Raw genomic sequence first — 16,921 nt, 5'->3', positions numbered from 1 at the left:
CGTGGCCGCCACCTGCCGCTTGTGCGGCTCCACCGGCCTGGCCGGGGTCGTGGACCTCGGCGCGACGCCGCCGTGCGAGTCGTTCCTCACGGCCGGCCAGCTCGACGAGCCCGAGACCACCTACCCGCTGCACCTGCGGGTCTGCACCGAGTGCTGGCTCGCGCAGCTCCCGCCGCTCATCACGCCCGAGCAGACGTTCACCGAGTACGCGTACTTCTCCTCCTACTCGACCTCGTGGGTGGAGCACGCGCGGCGCTTCGTCGAGGAGCAGGACCCACAGCCCGGCGCGTTCGTGGTGGAGGTGGCCAGCAACGACGGCTACCTGCTGCGGCACGTGGTGGAGCGCGGCGTGCGCTGCCTCGGCATCGAGCCGTCGGCCAACGTCGGCCAGGCCGCGCGGGACGCCGGGGTGCCGACGCTCACCGCGTTCCTCACGGAGGAGACCGGCCGCCGGGTCCGCGAGGAGCACGGGCCGGCCGACCTGGTCGTCGCCAACAACGTGTACGCCCACATCCCGGACGTCATCGGCTTCACCCGGGGGCTGCGCGCCCTGGTGGCCGACGACGGGCGGGTCTCCGTCGAGGTGCAGCACCTGCTGACGCTCATGGAGCTCAACCAGTGGGACACGATCTACCACGAGCACTTCCAGTACTACACGGTCGCCTCGGCCCGCAGGGCGCTGGCGAGCGGCGGCCTGACGCTGGTGGACGTGGAGCTGCTGCCCACGCACGGCGGCTCGATCCGGCTGTGGGCGGTGCCGGACCCGTCGGCCACGCCCTCCTACCGGGTGACCGACGCGCTGGCCATGGAGAAGGCCGCCGGGCTGCACGAGCTGTCCGGCTACCACGACTTCGCGGCGCGCGTGGCGAAGGTCCGGCGCGACCTGCTGCGCTTCCTGGTCGACGCGGCCGAGGCGGGCCGCACGGTCGCCGGCTACGGCGCCCCGGGCAAGGGCAACACGCTGCTCAACCACTGCGGCATCCGGCCCGACCTGCTGCCGTACACCGTGGACCGCAACCCGTACAAGCACGGCCGGTTCACGCCCGGCTCGCGCATCCCGGTGCTGCCGCCGGAGCGGATCGCGGCCGACCGGCCCGACTACGTGCTGGTGCTGCCGTGGAACCTGCGTGACGAGCTGGTCGAGCAGCTCTCCTACGTCCGCGAGTGGGGCGGCCGGCTGGTCTTCCCGATCCCCGAGCTGGAGGTGGTGTCGTGAAGGTCGTCCTGTTCTGCGGCGGGCGGGGCACCCGGATGCGCAGCGAGGTCCCCGGCGGCGACCTGCCCAAGCCCATGCAGCTCGTCGGCCCGCGCCCGCTGGTCTGGCACGTGATGCGCTACTACGCGCACTTCGGGCACAAGGAGTTCGTCCTGTGCCTGGGCTACGGCGCCCAGCACATCAAGGACTTCTTCCTCGGCTACCGGGAGACGGCCTCCAACGACTTCGTGCTGCGCGACGGCCGCGTGGAGCTGCTGTCCACCGACATCTCCGGCTGGTCGATCTCCCTGGTGGACACGGGCGTCGACTCGCCCATCGGCGAGCGCCTGCGCCGGGTGCGCGACCACCTCGACGGCGAGGAGATGTTCCTCGCCAACTACGCCGACGTGCTGACCGACGCGCCGCTGGCCGACATGATCCGCCGCTTCACCGCCGCCGACGCGGGCGCGTCGATGATGGTCGTCCCGCCCACCAACACCTTCCACGTGGTGGACGTCACCGAGGCGAACGTCGTCGGCGCCATCACCCCGGTCAGTGCGATGCCGCTCTGGGTCAACGGGGGCTTCTTCGTGCTGCGCCAGGAGATCTTCGACCACATCCCGGAGAACGGCGACCTGGTGGCCGACGGCTGCGCCGAGCTGGCCAAGCGCGGCCGGCTGCTGGCCTACCGGCACCGCGGCTACTGGCGGCCCAGCGACACCGTCAACCAGCGGCTGGAGCTCGACCGCTCCTGGGAGCGGGGCGAGCGGCCGTGGGCCCTGTGGGAAGCATGAGGGGACTCCGGCCGGGCGCCCTGACCCGGGTCGTCGCCCTGGGCGCGCACTGCGACGACATCCCCATCGGCGCGGGCGGCACGCTGCTGACGCTCTGCGCGGCGCGGCCCGGCGTGCGGGTGGACGCGCTCGTGCTGTCGGGCGGCGGCACCGGGCGGGAGGACGAGGAGCGGGCCGCGCTGGCCGCGTTCTGCCCCGGCGCCGACCTGGCCGTCACGGTGCTCAAGATCCCCGACGGGCGGTTGCCGTCGTACTGGGAGCAGGCCAAGGACGCGCTGGAGGATCTGCGCGGCGAGACGAGCCCCGACCTGATCCTCGCCCCGTGGCGGGGCGACGCGCACCAGGACCACCGCGGCCTGGCCGAGCTGGTGCCGACCGTCTTCCGCGACCACCTCACGCTCGGCTACGAGATCGTCAAATGGGACGGCGACCTCGGCCGCCCCTCGGTCTACCAGCCGCTGGAGCCCCGGACGGCCGAGGCCAAGGCCGACCTGCTGGAGCGGCACTACCCGTCGCAGCGGCGGCGCTCCTGGTACGACCGGGAGGCGTTCCTCGGGCTGGCCCGCGTGCGCGGCGTCGAGTGCGGCGCCCGCTACGCCGAGGCGTTCCACACCCGCAAGCTCACCCTCGACCTGGCTGGAGACTGACTGTGCGGATCCTGCTGACCGGCCACCAAGGCTACCTGGGCAGCGTCATGACCCCCGTGCTGCGCGGCGCTGGGCACCAGGTGGTCGGCCTCGACTCGGGGCTGTTCGCCGACTGCGTGCTCGGGCCCGTACCGGAGGAACCGCCCGCCCACGCGGTGGACCTGCGGGACGTGACCCCGGAGCTGCTCGACGGCGTGGACGCCGTCGTCCACCTCGCGGCGCTGTCGAACGACCCGCTCGGGTCGCTGGCGCCCGAGCTGACCTACGCCATCAACCACCACGCGTCCGTACGGCTGGCCCGCCTGGCCAGGGACGCCGGGGCGAAACGGTTCCTGTACGCCTCCACCTGTTCGGTCTACGGCGCCTCCGGCGGCGACGACCTGGTGGACGAGGACGCGCCGCTGCGGCCCGTCACGCCGTACGCGGAGTCGAAGGTACGGGTGGAGGACGACCTGCTGGAGCTGGCCGACGACGACTTCTCGCCGGTGTTCCTGCGCAACGCGACCGCCTTCGGCCACTCGCCCCGGCCGCGCGCCGACATCGTGCTCAACAACCTGGTGGGCCACGCCCACCTCAGCGGCGAGGTGCGGGTGCTGTCCGACGGCACCCCGTGGCGGCCGCTGGTCCACGCCCGGGACATCGCCGAGGCGTTCCTGCGCGCGCTCACCGCGCCCCGCGAGGCCGTCCACGCCCGGGCGTTCAACGTGGGCACCGAGCGCAACAACGTGACGGTCGCCGAGATCGCCGCCGAGGTCGTCGAGGCGGTGCCCGGCTCCACGCTGCTCATCACCGGCGAGACCGGCAGCGATCCGCGCTCGTACCGGGTGGACTTCTCCCGCGTGCGGCAGGCGCTGCCCGGCTACGAGGCCCGCTGGACGGTCAAGGAGGGCGCGGCCGAGCTGGTGGACGCCTACCGCACGCACGGGCTGACCCGGCACGCCTTCGAGCGGCGTTACACGCGCCTGGCCCGGCTGTCGGACCGCCGCGACGCGGGTGAGATCTCCGCCGAGCTGCGCCCATGACACCCCAGGACATGACACCCCAGGACATGGCGCCCGAAGAGATGCATGCCCTGGTGGAGCGGCTCTACCCGATCTGTCGCAGCATCACCGGTGACGGCGTCCGGGAGACGCTCGGCGTCATCGGGGAGCGGCTGCCGCTGACCGTGACCGAGGTGCCGACGGGCACGCAGGTGCTCGACTGGACCGTGCCGAAGGAGTGGAACATCCGCGACGCCTACGTCAAGGACGCCTCCGGCCGGCGGGTGATCGACTTTCGCGCCTCCAACCTGCACGTCGTCGGCTACAGCGTGCCGGTCTCCGGCGTGTTCACGCTGGAGGAGCTGCGCCCGCGCCTGCACACGCTGCCGGAGCAGCCGTCCCTGGTGCCCTACCGCACCAGCTACTACGCCGAGACGTGGGGGTTCTGCCTCAGCCAGGACGCCCTGGACGGGCTCGGCGACGGGCCGTATGAGGTGCTCGTCGACTCCTCCCTCGCCGACGGGTCGCTGACCATCGCCGAGCACGTGCTGCCCGGCGAGCTGCCCGACGAGGTCGTGATCTCCTGCCACGTCTGCCACCCGTCGCTGGCCAACGACAACCTGGCCGGCGTCGCGGTGGCCACGGCCCTGGCCGGCCGGCTGGCCGCGATGGGGACGCGCCGGTACACCTACCGGTTCCTGTTCATGCCGGGGACGATCGGCGCGATCACCTGGCTGGCGCTCAACCGGGACCGCGCCGGCCTCGTCCGGCACGGGCTCACGCTGGCCTGCGCGGGCGACCGGGGGCCGCTGACGTACAAGCGCAGCAGGCGCGGCGACGCCGGCATCGACCGGGCCGTCACCCACGTGCTCAGGGACCGGCCGCACACGGTGCTGGACTTCTCGCCGTACGGCTACGACGAGCGGCAGTTCTGCTCGCCGGGTTTCAACCTGCCGTTCGGCGGCCTCACCAGGACCCCGTACGCGGGCTACCCGGAGTACCACACCTCGGCCGACGACCCCGCCTTCGTCACGCCACAGGCCATGGCCGACACCCTGGACGTCCTGTGGCGGGCCGTCGGGGTCCTGGAGGGCGAGCGCACGTACCTCAACCTCAGCCCGTACGGCGAGCCGCAGCTCGGCCGGCGCGGCCTCTACGGATCTCTCGGCGGGAGAAGTGACACGAAACAGGCTCAGATGGCGATGTTATGGGTGTTGAACCTGTCCGACGGGGACCACAGCCTGCTCGACATCGCCGAACGATCAGCGCTGCCCTTCGAGGCGGTCGAGGCCGCCGCGCGGGCGCTGGCCACTGCCGGACTGGTGAAGGAGACGGGTTGAATTTCAGGGTCGGGGACGTGGTGGAGGTACGCGGCGAAGCCGAGATCCTCGCCACGCTGGACGAGCGCGGCGAGCTCGACGGGCTGCCGTTCATGCCGGAGATGCTGGCGTTCTGCGGCCGCCGGATGACCGTCCACAAGGTCGCGCACAAGCTGTGCGACACGCAGACCCGCAGCGGGCTGCGCCGGATGGAGCGCGCGGTGCACCTGGTGGGGGCGCGCTGCGACGGCTCGGCGCACGGCGGCTGCCAGACGGCCTGCTCGCTGTACTGGAAGGAGGCGTGGCTGAAGCGGGTCGGGAGCGGCGGCGAGGCGTTCCCGGAGGCGCGGACGGCCGCGCGCGACGGACGGCTTCTGCCGCTGCTGGAGGTCAACACCCGCAAGCCCGCCCCGGAGGGGGGCGGCTCCCAGGAGGACGAGGAGCGGTACGCGTGCCAGGCCACCGAGCTGCTGCGCGCCGCCCCGGTCTGCCTGCCGGTGCGCAGCCTCGGCCAGTACGTCACCGACGTGCGCTCAGGCAACGTGGGACCGGCCCGCACGGTGCACGCCCTGCTCATCGGGATCTTCAACCGGTTCCAGGCGGCCGGCAAGCGCCTCCTGCCGGAGCGGCTGTGGTTCCGCGAGGGACGCAGGTGGGGGTTCCTGCGGCCGGGGCTGCGCGGACGCACCCCCACGGGCACCCTCGACCTCAAGCCGGGGGAGCTCGTCCGGGTCAAGTCGCAGGCCGAGATCCTCGCCACCCTCAACGAGGACATGCTCAACCGCGGCCTCGGCTTCGAGGAGGAGATGGCGCGCTACTGCGGCAAGGTGGTGCGCGTCCAGGCCCGCGTCGAGCGGTGCATCGACGAGCGCTCCGGCCGCATGCTCACGATGAAGTCCCCCTGCATCACGCTGGAGAACGTGGTGTGCCAGGGGGTGCACAGCCTCAACTGCCCGCGCGAGTTCGTGCCGTTCTGGCGGGAGATCTGGCTCGAACGCGTGACCCCCTGACAGCACCCCCATCGGAAAGGCACGGATGGACGAGACACAGCGCGTCGACGAGATCGGCGCCCGAGCCGGGCGTGGGCTGCGCTGGAGCATCCTCGGCAACCTCGTCACGAGGGCCGGGTCGTTCGCGATGGGGCTGGTGCTGGCGCGCGTGCTCGCGGCCGACGACTTCGGCACGTACGCCGTGGCGCTGGCGGCGACGCAGCTCGTCATGCACGTCAAGGACGTGGGCATCCAGGCGGCCACCGTGCAGTGGCGGGGCCGCCTGGAGGACATGGCGCCCACGGCCACCGTGCTGAGCTTCGTGTTCGCCACCGGCCTGTACGGCCTCTTCTGGGGGTTCGCCCCCGTCTTCGCCCGGATGGCCGGCAACGAGGACGCCACGGGCGTGGTCCGGCTGCTCACCTCGATCATCCTCATCGAGGCGTTCACCGCGGTCCGCAGCGCCGCGCTGCTGCGCCGTTTCGACCAGGACAAGCTGACCCTCGCCATCATGATCGGGTTCGTGGCGAACGCGGCCGTGGCGATCACGCTGGCGCTGCGCGGGGCGGGCGCCTACAGCTTCGCCTGGGGACAGGTCGCCGCGTCGGTGGTGACCGGGGTGCTGATCTTCGTGTGGGGCCGGGTCCCGGTCCGGCTCGGGCTCGACCGGGAGGTGGCGGGCCGGCTGCTGCGCTTCGGCATCCCGTCGGCCCTCGGCTTCGGGCTGGAGGCCGTCCTCATGAACGCCGACTACGTCGTGGTCGGCAACGTGCTCGGGGCCGAGCAGCTCGGCTACTACCTGCTGGCGTTCAACGTGTCGAGCTGGGTGCCGGGGATCATCGGCACGGCGCTGCGCTACGTCTCCTTACCCAGCTTCTCCCGCCTCGCCGAGGACCCGGCGGCGCTGTCGGAGGGCGTGCGCAGGTCCGTGCCCGTGATGGTGACCTTCGTGCTGCCGCCCGCGCTGGTCATGGCCGTCCTCGCCCACCCCCTCATCTCGTTCCTGTACGGCGAGCGGTGGGACTTCTCGGCGGGCGTGCTGCGCTGGCTGGCCGTGCTCATGGTGGTGCGGATGCTCATCTCGTTCCTGGCCGTGGACATCCTGACCGGGCTGGGCGCCACCAGGACCACGGTCTGGCTCAACCTCGTGTGGGCCGCCGCGCTGCTGCCCGCGCTGATGGCCGGGGCGCACCTGGGCGGCATCAGGGGCGCCGCCGTCGCGCACGCGCTGGTCGCCGCGTTCGTCGCGTTCCCGTTCGCGCTGTTCCTGCTGCACCGGGTGGGCGTACGCGTGAGGCCCGCGCTGCCGGCGCTGGTCCGGCCCGCCGCGGCGGCGGTCGCCGCGGGCGCGCTGATGCTCGTCCTGGACGGGCTGACCGCGGGCGGTCCCGCCCTCGTGCGGCTGGTCGTCGCCGGGGGCGCTGGGCTGCTGCTGTTCGTCCTCGTCGCGGTGCCTGGCGCCACGATGCACAAGCTCGCGAGAAGGAGCGCCTGATGGCATTCGACGACACGCTGGTCTCTGTGGGGCTGCCCGTCTACAACGGCGCCGACCGGGTGGAGAAGGCGATCACCTCGATCCTGGCCCAGGACCACCGCAACATCGAGCTGGTCATCTGCGACAACGCCTCCACCGACCGCACCGAGGAGGTCTGCCGCGACTGGGCCGCCACCGACGCGCGGATCGTCTACCACCGCCAGCCGCGGAACATCGGGCAGCTCCCCAACTTCAGCGACGCCATCCGCCGCTCGCGGGGCGAGTTCTACCGGTGGGCCGGCGACGACAACTGGCTGGCGCCCGACTACGTCTCCCGCTGCCTGGAGATCTTCGCCCGGGACGAGCGGCTGCTCCTGGTGACCACCCAGCAGGCGTACACCGGCCCGGACGGCACGACGCGGACGGCGCCGTACACGGGGACCGGCTACCTGTCGGGCGACCCCGTGGACCGCTTCGCCGAGTCGCTGCGGATGCTCAACGAGGACCCGTTCGCCATGGACCCGCTCTACGCGCTGATGCGCCGCACCCGCGTCATGGCCGTCAACCGGGGGCCCGCCCTGCTGCGCGAGGACGAGATCTTCGCCGCCCGGATGGCGCTGGCCGGCCCGTGGGGGCACGTGCCCGACGTCCTGGCCGGGCGCGACTGGGAGCCGCAGCGTCTGGCCGACATCGCCCGCAAGCTCGGCGCGCCGGCCTGGCACGTGCGCGTCTCCACGCTGATCCAGTGCAAGGAGCTGCTGCGGGCGCTCGGCGAGGTCGGGCTGACCCCCGCCCAGCGCCGCAGGGGCCGCGCGCTGGTGGCGCGGATGTACGTGCGGCGGCACGGCACGGTCGCCGTCCGGCGGGGCCGCAAGCTCGCCGGCCTGGGCGCCGCGCTCGTCGGCCGCCACCCGTAGGTCCCCGCCCGCGCCCGACGAACGGGACGCGGGCTGAGGACGAGGCCGTCACCTGCTCAACGGGGCCACCGTGATCCGGTCGATCACCGGGGCGTACTGCGAGCGGAGGAGCACGCCCGGGAAGGTCTGCGACGCGTAGGTCGTGCCGTCGAAGTTCGGCAGCTCCTCGGAGCCGAACCGCACCGTGTTGTCCCCCTTCTTCAGCGTCACCGGTACGGTGAGCTCCCAGAAGTCGTTCTCGTGGAAGGTGTGGGGGAACAGCACGCGTTGCGGGGCGGCGCCGTTCACCGAGACGTCCGCGTGTCTGGCGAGCGGGTCGGGGTTGTAGTGCGTCGCGGGCGACTGCTCAGGGTTGGAGTAGCGGACGCGCATGGCGTACGTGCCGTCCTTGTCCGCCCGGACCGTGAACGTGAGCGTGTTGGCGTTGCCGGGCGTGCCGCCGACGCCGGTCACCGCGGCCTCGCCGTCGGCCAGGGAGAGCGGCGACGCCTTGGCCGTCCCGGCGAGCAGGGCGGCCTCCGCCTGGTAGGAGGTGGCGGGCAGCGCGTCGGGGGTCGGCCGGACGTCGAGGCGGTCGACGAGCGACGTGCCGGTCCTGCCGGTGACCGTGACCTTGTTGACGCCGCCGGACATCGACACCGCCACGGTCGAGGCTCCGCGCCGGGCCTCCATCACCTCCACGCCGTTGACGGCCATCACGGACTTGCCGGAGCCGAGGAGCCGGAGGTCGAGCGTGGCCGCGGCGTCCCTGGCGGAGTAGACCCAGAAGGTGACCGACTGGCCCTTGCGGACCTCGGCCACGCCGGAGCCCGTGCTCTCCCGTACGTCGTAGGACAGGCGGGCCCCGTGGAGGTCGGCGAGCTCGGCCGGGTAGGTGGAGACGGCCGCCGCCGGGTTCGGCAGCGAGAGCCGGATCCGGTCGATGATCGCGTCGCCCTTGGTGGTCCGGGCGCCGTCGAGGCTCCGGGCCGCCAGCGAGATGACGTGCTTGCCTGCGGAGAGCTCCACGGTGGTGTCCGCGTGGTCCCACACCACCCACTTGTAGCCGAGCGGCAGGAACAGCTCCCGCTCGGAGTCCCCGTCCACGCGCAGGAAGACGTTGGTCGGCCCCTGCTCGCGCACCCGGTCGAAGGTGTTGAGGGAGTTGGCGAAGACGCTCAGGTCGTAGCGGCCCGCCTTCGGGACCTCGACGGTGAAGTCGAGCACGCCGTCGGAGCCGGTGCGCAGCCCGCCGACGTCGTACCGGCCGGAGGTGTAGAACTTCGACACGTCCGACGGGGAGCCCTCGGGCCCGTTGCGGCTGTAGCCGGTGCCGGTGTACTTCGCGTCCTCCGCCTCGTACGAGCCCTCCCACAGCTCGGTGACGGGGGAGGTCGCCGTGCCCTTGCCGGCCGGGGTGATGACGATCTCGTACGCCGACGACTCCTTGAGCCGGGGCAGGCCGTCGCCGAAGTCGAGGACCGCCGCCCCGTCCTTGACGGCGACGTCACGCTCGGCGAGCAGCTTCGGCTGCGGCGAGTCGCCGACCTGGCCGGTCCACGGGATCTCCCGCACCCAGGCGTGCACGGCGCGGCCGAACAGCCCGGCGGGGACGTTCTCGAAGCGGATGTGCCCGGCGCCGTCGGCGCCGCCGATGATCGCGCGGGCCTGCTTCTTGGCGGGGTCGAGGGTCGCGACGCCCTGGAGGGTGTAGTTCTGGCCGGGGTAGGGCGGCGTGACCGCCACGGTGTGCCCGGTCATGCCGCCGTAGGCGTTGTAGAGCCACCACTGGCCGTTGCCCCGGTTGGCCTGCACGGCGGAGTCGGACAGGTTGCCGTCGATGTTCCAGTACGCGATGTCGGCGTCGATCTTCGACTCCTCGATGGCCGACACCCACTGGATCATCTGTCCCGGCACCGAGGTGTGGTAGTTGAAGGCGTACTCGTTGACGTTGATCGGCAGTTTCCTGCCCGCGTACTCGGTGCCGGCGAAGACCTCGGCCTCCATCTCGCGGTAGCGCTTGACGCTCGCGCGCACCTGCTCCGGGTGGCTGAGCTCGTGCCAGGTCATCACGTCGGGGACGGTGCCCGCCTCGACGACGTGCTCCAGGTAGCCCTTCACCTGGCCGTACAGCACGCTGGTGTTGGGGCCGGCGATCCTGGCCTCCGGCATCCTCCCCTTGATGATCTTGTAGGCGTCGTCCCAGGCCCGGAAGTAGTCACGCGGGTCGCTGAGCCAGCTCACCCCGTTGTAGCTCCACTTGCCGGTGCCGAACATGTTGCCCTCGGGCTCGTTGAACGGCACGAAGACGATGTTGTCCTGATATTTCGGGTCGAGCTGGAGGACCTGGTCGACCTGCTTCTCGATCTTCTTCTTGTACAGGTCGAGCTTCTCCTGCGGCGTGCCGCCCGGCCATTCGTACGGGAAGCCCCGGTGGATGTCGGTCATGTAGATGTACACGTCGCCGTCGGTGCTGTCGGCCAGCGGCCTGACCACCTCCAGCGCGTCGGCGCCGGGATGCTGGGGGCCGTCCTGCGCCTTGGTCGAGACGGTGCGCAGGCGCATGCCCTCGATCAGGTTGTTCGTCGGCACTCCGGGCCCGTAGAGGCCGTAGAGGGTGCCCGACGCGCCGCCGTGGAAGGCGCCGGTGTCCTTGCCGAGGTCGATGACGAGCTGGCCCTCGCGGATCACCGTGACCGCGGCCGTGACGGAGCGCCCGCCGGCCGTGCCCTTCACGGTGAAGGAACCCGCGACGGCGTACTTCGCGGGGTCCACGGCGTCCCACGTGACGGGCAGGTCGCGGTCGTAGCCGTCGGAGAAGGAGGCGCGGACCGCGGCCGGCAGGGCCGGCGCCTCGCCGATGGTCGTCCGCACCGCGAAGGCGTCCTGGGACAGGCCCGTCGGGGCGGGAGGCTCGCCGCCGAAGACGGCGGCCACCTGCTCGGCGGACAGCGCGGCGGGGTAGACGCGGAAGTCGTCGATCGCGCCGTCGAACAGCGGGTCCGGGTAGAACGAGCGGCCGATGAAGCCCGCGGAGGTCGTGGCGGCGTCGACGAGCTGCGCGGCGGTCACGGTGGTGGTCGTCGAGGAGACGGCGGCGCCGTCGAGGTAGGTGGTGATGCGCTTCGCGCCGGTGTCGAGGGTGACCGTCAGTGTCTTCCAGCCGTCGGCCGGCAGCCGGGCCGAGCCCGTGACCTGGGCCTCTCCGCCGCCGCCCGAGGTGGTGATCGCGGTGCGCAGGAGACCGTCGCCGTTGTAGGGCGTGCTGAACAGGTAGCGGCCGGTGTCCTTGCCGAGCGCGTAGATCCACTGCCAGGGGGCGGTGGTGCCGTCCCACTTCACCCGCGCCGACACGGTCAGGTCGGTCCGGTCCTTCAGCACGGCCAGGGGCAGTTTCACGTAGGCGCCGCCGGAGTCGGCGGCCCCGCCGGGCAGGCTCAGGGCGCGGCCGCCGCCCGCGCCGGCCACCAGGGCCGCCGTGGAGCCGTTGACCAGGGTGCCGTCCAGGCCGTTGCCGGACCTGTCGGCGATGGTGCCGGAGGCGAGGTCGTCGGTGTCGAAGTCGTACACGAGGGCGGGAGCGGGCGGGTCGGCGGTGGCCATGGCGTCCGAGACTCCTGTGGATAACGCGAGGGTGAGGACGGCCGGGAGGAGCCCGGCTCGCGCGGCCTTGGTGATGCTCGTCGGTGTCATCACGACTTCCCTAGGTGATCGTCTTAATGGCGATGGGTCACCTGGTGCTGGAGGGAGTGCCGTCCCTGTTCACCACTATGTGAGCGTTAACAGATTCGTGCCGGGAGAGTGAGCGGCTGCGCAACGCGGGTTTCGCGCAGGTTACGCGGCGGCGACTCGGCGCGTCAATGCTCCGTCCTCGGGCGATCTTCCCGGGCGTTGGGCTCCTGTTTGCCCGCATGTCACGATTCGGTTTCGAGCGTTACCGGCTCTTGACGCACGTCCGAGCCTGGGCGACAGTCAAGCACATCGTTGAACCGGTTCGCCGGACGCGAGGGTCCGCAGGTGGTCGCCTGCCGGGACGGTGCCGAGCCCCGGCCTGGCGCGACCTGCGAACGCCGAGGACAGGCGTCCCTCGCCCCGGCATCCGGGAGACGGTCCAGGGAGTCGGCTGTCACAGTAATCGAACCGGTTCGATGACCAAGGAGGTGAGAATGGCGACGATCGGGGACGTGGCCCGGGAGGCCGGCGTCAGCCGCAGCACGGCGTCGTACGCGCTGTCGGGCAAGCGGCCCATCTCGGAGGAGGTGCGCCGGCGCGTCCTCGCGGCGGCCGAGGCGCTCGCCTACACGCCGAACGCCGGCGCGCGGGCCCTGGCCACATCCCGGACCAAGGTCCTCGCTCTGCTCGCGCGCTTCTACACGGACGAGTTCGCCCCCGCGATGATGCAGTACATCCAGGGAGTCACCGACACCGCCCGCGACCTCGGCTACGACACGCTGCTGGTCACGGACGAGGACGGCGCGCGGGCGCTGCGGCGCATCACCGACTCCCGCATGGTGGACGGCGTCGTCCTGATGAACATCGCGCAGGACGACCCGAGGCTGCCCATCCTGCGGGCCGCGTCCCAACCGGGCGCCACGGTCGGCCTGCCGGGCGACTGCTCGGGGATCGACGTGTTCGATCTCGACTTCGAGGAGGCCGGACGGGCCATGGTGGACCACCTCCACCGGCTCGGCCACCGCGAGCTGATCCTGATCTCGCAACCGGAGCACGTGGTCGAGCGGGGCGGCGCGTACGTGTGGCGTCTCAGGGACGCCGCGCTGGAACGGGCGCGCCAGTGCGGCGTCACGCTGCACACCGTGTACGGCGAGTCCCGGCAGCCGGCCGTCGGGCGCCTGCTCCACACGCTGCTGGACACCTACCCGTCGGCCACCGGCCTGCTGATCAACAATGAGGCGGCCGCCGCGGCGCTGCCCTCCGTCACCCACGAGCGAGGGCTGCGGGTGCCCGAGGACCTGTCGGTCATCGGGCGCTACTCCGCCGAGTTCGCCGCTGCCTTCTCCCTGCCCTATTCGTTCGTCGAGAGCGCACCCGACCGCCTCGGCTCCATGGCGGTGCGCCAGCTCGTGCGCCGCGTGGAGTCGGCGGAGGCCCGTCGCGAGCCGTTCGTCGTGCGCTTCATCTCTCCCGAACTGGTGTCCCACGGAAGCACCACACCCCCGAGAGAGCCCCACACGCGTCCGCGCGTCCGCTAGGACCGGGCGAACGCCACAGAACTATCCGAGGCGCTTGCTGTTAGCGCTAACACCTGGAGGATTCGGGTGAACCGTACATCGTTCTCCGCCCGGGCCGCGGTCTTCGGAACCGCCGTCCTGAGCCTGTCCGCCCTGACCGCCTGCGCGTCCGCGCCTACCCCCGGCACCGGTACCGCCGCCCCCGCCGCCGACGCGACCACCTACACGTGGTGGGACCCGTACCCCCAGCACGACGCCTCCTCCGCCTGGGCCAAGCGGGTGGACTCCTGCGGCAAGCAGGCCGGCGTCACCATCAAGCGCACCGCCTACGACACCACGGCGCTGACGAACCAGGCCCTGCTCGCGGGCCAGGAGGGCAACGCCCCCGACGTCATCCTGCTCGACAACCCGGCCGTCTCCACCCTCGCCGACGCGGGGATGCTCGCCACGATGGACGAGTTCGGCCTGGACACGGCCAGGTTCGACAAGAACCTCATCGCCGCCGGCGAACTCGACGGCAAGACCTACGGCATCCCCATCGGCGCGAACACGCTCGCGCTGTACTACAACAAGAAGATCCTCGACGCCGCCGGCGTCGACCCGGCCTCGATCAAGGACTGGGCCTCGCTCGGCACGGCGCTGAAGAAGATCAAGGCCGCGGGCAAGAAGCCGATCACCTTGGCGGCCATCGGCACGGAGGAGGGCTCCTTCCAGTTCCTGCCGTGGTTCTGGGGCGCCGGCGCGCAGCTCACCGAGCTGGACTCGCCGCAGGCGGCCGAGGCGCTGACCCTCTGGAACTCCTGGGTCAAGGACGGCCTCGCCCCCAACTCGGTGATGAGCAACTCGCAGAACACCTCCTGGGAGGAGTTCCTCACCGGCGAGTTCGGCTTCGCCGAGAACGGCACCTGGCAGATCAACAGCGCCGCGAAGGCGGGCTTCCCCACGGGCATCGTGCAGATCCCCGCCAAGGACGGCGGCGCCGCCCCCACCCCGACGGGCGGCGAGTTCATCACGGTCCCGGTGCAGAAGGACACCAAGCGCTACACCGCCACCAAGAAGATCGTCGAGTGCATGACCACGCCCGAGGGCCTGGTCGAGACGGGCACGACGTTCGCCTACTACATCCCGTCCACCGCCGAGGGGCAGCAGGCGATCCTCGCCAAGGAGCCGAGCCTGAAGCCGTGGGTCGAGGCCGTCAAGTCGGCAAAGGGTCGCACCAGCGACAACCTCGGCACCAAGTACCCCAAGATCTCCGAGGCCCTGTGGACGGCGGTGCAGAAGGCGCTGAGCGGCTCGGCCGCGCCCGCCGAGGCGCTCAAGGAAGCGCAGGCCAAGGCCAAGCAGGCCACAGGCGGCTGAGCGGACCTCCGATGGCATTCACCCGCACCGACACGGTCGCGACCACCGGCAGGCCGGCGGCGAAGGTGAGCTCCGCCCCCGGCCGCCGGCGCTCCGGGCGGTGGACGGCCCTCGCCTTCCTCGCGCCGCTCCTCGTCTACCTGCTCGTCTTCTACGCCTATCCGCTGTACCGCAACATCGAGCTCAGCGTGCACGACTACACGCCGCGCGCGTTCGTGCAGGGCGACCCCGAGTTCACCGGCCTGGCCAACTACCGCGCCGTCCTGTCGGACGACGCCTTCCTCTCGGCCCTGCGCAACACGGCCCTGTTCACGCTGGTGTCCATCGCCTTCCAGTACGCGCTCGGCCTGGCGCTCGCGGTCTTCTTCCACCGCGGCTTCCGGCTCTCCGCGGTGCTGCGGGCGATGTTCCTCGTGCCGTGGCTGCTGCCGCTGATCGTGTCGGCCTCGACCTGGTCGTGGATGCTCAACAGCGACAACGGCATCGTCAACGCGTTCCTCCAGGCGTTCGGGATCGGCCAGATCAACTGGCTCACGTCGCCGGGCACCGCGCTGTTGTCCGTCACGGTCGCCAACATCTGGCTCGGGATCCCGTTCAACCTGGTGATCCTCTACGCCGGGCTGCAGAACATCCCGGCCTCCCTCTACGAGGCCGCCGGCCTGGACGGGGCGAACGCCTGGCAGCGGTTCTGGCGCATCACCTTTCCCCTGCTGCGTCCGGTGTCGGCGATCACGCTGCTGCTCGGCCTCATCTACACGCTCAAGGTCGTCGACATCATCTGGATCATGACGAGGGGCGGGCCCGCGGACGCGTCGGCGACGCTGGCCATCTGGTCCTACCGCGAGGCGTTCGGCACGGGACAGCCCGACTTCTCCCCGGCGGCGGCCGTCGGCAACATCCTCATCCTCATCGCCTTCGCCGCGGGCCTCCTCCACGTACGTCTCCAGCGGAAGGAGGGCTTCTCGTGACTAGATGGCGGACCGCGGTAGGTGTCGTCCTCGTCGGGGTGATGCTCTTCCCCGCCTACTGGATGGTCAACGTCTCCCTCACCAGGACCGGCGACATGCGGGCCGACCCGCCCCACTGGTTCCCCTGGAACCCCACGTTTGAGGGGTACGCGGCGGCGCTCGGCCAGCAGCTTCCCGCCCTGGCCACCAGCCTGTTCATCGGCCTCGGGACCGTCGCCATCACCCTGCTGGTGGCTCTGCCGGCGGGGTACTCGCTGGCCAAGCTGCTGCCGCGCGGCGCCGGCGCGATGGACTTCCTGCTGCTCGTCGCGCAGATGATCCCGGCCGTCGTCATGGCCATGGGCTTCTACGCGATCTACATCAGGCTCGGGATGCTGAACACCGTCGCGGGGCTGATCGTCGCCGACTCGACGCTGGCCGTGCCGTTCGCGGTGCTCCTGTTCCGGGCGTTCATGGCGGGCATCCCCCGGGAGATCATGGCCGCGGCGCAGATCGACGGGGCGGGCACCTGGCGCACGTTCCGGTCCATCGTCCTGCCGCTGAGCCGCAACTCGGTGATCACGGTCTCGCTCTTCGCGTTCCTCTGGGCCTGGTCGGACTTCATCTTCGCCTCGACGCTCAACCGCAGCAGCGACACGATCCCGATCACCCTCGGCATCTTCCGCTACATCGGCAACAACACCACCCAGTGGAACTCGATCATGGCGACCGCGGTGATCGCGTCCGTCCCGGCCGCCTTCCTCCTCGTTCTCGCGCAGCGCTACATCGCCGCCGGGGTCACCGCCGGCGCAGTAAAGGACTGAACACCCAGTGACGACCACACCACAGGCGCCGGCCACCGCACGCGCCGTCCCCGTGCTGCCCACGAGCGGGCCGGTACGTCCCCTCGGGCTCGGCCAGGTCACCCTCACCGGCGGGTTCTGGGGCGGCCGCCAGGCCGTGAACGCCGCGGCCACGCTGGCCCACTGCGAGTCGTGGATGGAGCGCCTCGGCTGGCTGGCCAACTTCGACCGCGTCGCCGACGGAACGACCTCGCCCGACCGGCCCGGCTGGTCGTTCTCCGACTCCGAGGTCTACAAGCTCCTGGAGGCCCTGGCCTGGGAGACGGGCC

13 protein-coding genes and 1 pseudogene are annotated in these 16,921 nt (G+C 71.5%); 13 read left to right on the top strand and 1 reads right to left on the bottom strand.

All coding sequences use genetic code 11. The features are described from left to right. Position 1: 1 nt before the first annotated feature. From AB0H81_RS29360 to AB0H81_RS29325, 8 genes are read left to right on the top strand one after another with little or no spacing between them, the layout of a single operon-like run. The gene (locus AB0H81_RS29360; protein ID WP_358381039.1) at positions 2-1,216 is read left to right on the top strand and encodes a class I SAM-dependent methyltransferase; all 1,215 of its coding nucleotides are present in this window, start codon (positions 2-4) and stop codon (positions 1,214-1,216) included. Then, positions 1,213-1,989 carry a glucose-1-phosphate cytidylyltransferase gene (locus AB0H81_RS29355; protein ID WP_358381037.1) on the top strand — a complete coding sequence of 259 codons (777 nt, stop codon included), beginning with the start codon at positions 1,213-1,215 and terminating at the stop codon, positions 1,987-1,989. Before AB0H81_RS29360 ends, AB0H81_RS29355 begins: the two co-directional genes overlap by 4 nt. Next, the gene (locus AB0H81_RS29350) at positions 1,986-2,636 is read left to right on the top strand and encodes a PIG-L deacetylase family protein (RefSeq protein ID WP_358381035.1); all 651 of its coding nucleotides are present in this window, start codon (positions 1,986-1,988) and stop codon (positions 2,634-2,636) included. Before AB0H81_RS29355 ends, AB0H81_RS29350 begins: the two co-directional genes overlap by 4 nt. Before the next feature lie 2 nt (positions 2,637-2,638). After that, positions 2,639-3,658, top strand: a complete 1,020-nt coding sequence (locus AB0H81_RS29345) for an NAD(P)-dependent oxidoreductase (RefSeq protein ID WP_358381033.1) — start codon at positions 2,639-2,641, stop codon at positions 3,656-3,658. Then, positions 3,655-4,956, top strand: a complete 1,302-nt coding sequence (locus AB0H81_RS29340) for a DUF4910 domain-containing protein (protein ID WP_358381031.1) — start codon at positions 3,655-3,657, stop codon at positions 4,954-4,956. Before AB0H81_RS29345 ends, AB0H81_RS29340 begins: the two co-directional genes overlap by 4 nt. Continuing rightward, positions 4,953-5,945 (top strand): hypothetical protein, encoded by a 993-nt coding sequence (locus AB0H81_RS29335; RefSeq protein ID WP_358381029.1) that lies wholly within the window; start codon positions 4,953-4,955, stop codon positions 5,943-5,945. Before AB0H81_RS29340 ends, AB0H81_RS29335 begins: the two co-directional genes overlap by 4 nt. Before the next feature lie 25 nt (positions 5,946-5,970). Next, the gene (locus AB0H81_RS29330) at positions 5,971-7,419 is read left to right on the top strand and encodes an oligosaccharide flippase family protein (protein WP_358381027.1); all 1,449 of its coding nucleotides are present in this window, start codon (positions 5,971-5,973) and stop codon (positions 7,417-7,419) included. Continuing rightward, entirely contained in the window at positions 7,419-8,315 is an 897-nt protein-coding gene (locus AB0H81_RS29325; RefSeq protein ID WP_358381025.1) for a glycosyltransferase family A protein, read from the top strand. Before AB0H81_RS29330 ends, AB0H81_RS29325 begins: the two co-directional genes overlap by 1 nt. 48 nt (positions 8,316-8,363) lie before the next feature. Here the strand turns inward: AB0H81_RS29325 and AB0H81_RS29320 are convergent, their stop codons facing one another. Then, entirely contained in the window at positions 8,364-11,987 is a 3,624-nt protein-coding gene (locus tag AB0H81_RS29320; protein WP_358381023.1) for a LamG-like jellyroll fold domain-containing protein, read from the bottom strand. 473 nt (positions 11,988-12,460) lie between these two features. Here AB0H81_RS29320 and AB0H81_RS29315 point away from each other — a divergent pair, with 473 nt between their 5' ends. The 5 genes and pseudogenes from AB0H81_RS29315 to AB0H81_RS29295 form a co-directional block, all read left to right on the top strand. Continuing rightward, the gene (locus AB0H81_RS29315) at positions 12,461-13,504 is read left to right on the top strand and encodes a LacI family DNA-binding transcriptional regulator (RefSeq protein ID WP_358381021.1); all 1,044 of its coding nucleotides are present in this window, start codon (positions 12,461-12,463) and stop codon (positions 13,502-13,504) included. A gap of 66 nt (positions 13,505-13,570) precedes the next feature. Continuing rightward, the gene (locus AB0H81_RS29310; protein WP_358381019.1) at positions 13,571-14,842 is read left to right on the top strand and encodes an extracellular solute-binding protein; all 1,272 of its coding nucleotides are present in this window, start codon (positions 13,571-13,573) and stop codon (positions 14,840-14,842) included. Positions 14,843-14,853: 11 nt separating this feature from the next. Then, positions 14,854-15,810 (top strand): sugar ABC transporter permease, encoded by a 957-nt coding sequence (locus AB0H81_RS29305; RefSeq protein WP_358381017.1) that lies wholly within the window; start codon positions 14,854-14,856, stop codon positions 15,808-15,810. Next, entirely contained in the window at positions 15,807-16,613 is an 807-nt protein-coding gene (locus tag AB0H81_RS29300; RefSeq protein WP_358381015.1) for a carbohydrate ABC transporter permease, read from the top strand. The genes AB0H81_RS29305 and AB0H81_RS29300 overlap by 4 nt, the downstream gene beginning before the upstream one ends. A gap of 7 nt (positions 16,614-16,620) precedes the next feature. Further along, positions 16,621-16,921: pseudogene (locus AB0H81_RS29295) on the top strand (glycoside hydrolase family 127 protein); the annotation flags it as partial.

The sequence above is a fragment of the Nonomuraea sp. NPDC050691 genome (assembly GCF_040654455.1).
Taxonomy (GTDB): Bacteria; Actinomycetota; Actinomycetes; order Streptosporangiales; family Streptosporangiaceae; genus Nonomuraea.
Note: the sequence above shows the minus strand (reverse complement) of the source record. Positions and strands in the feature narration are given on the sequence as shown.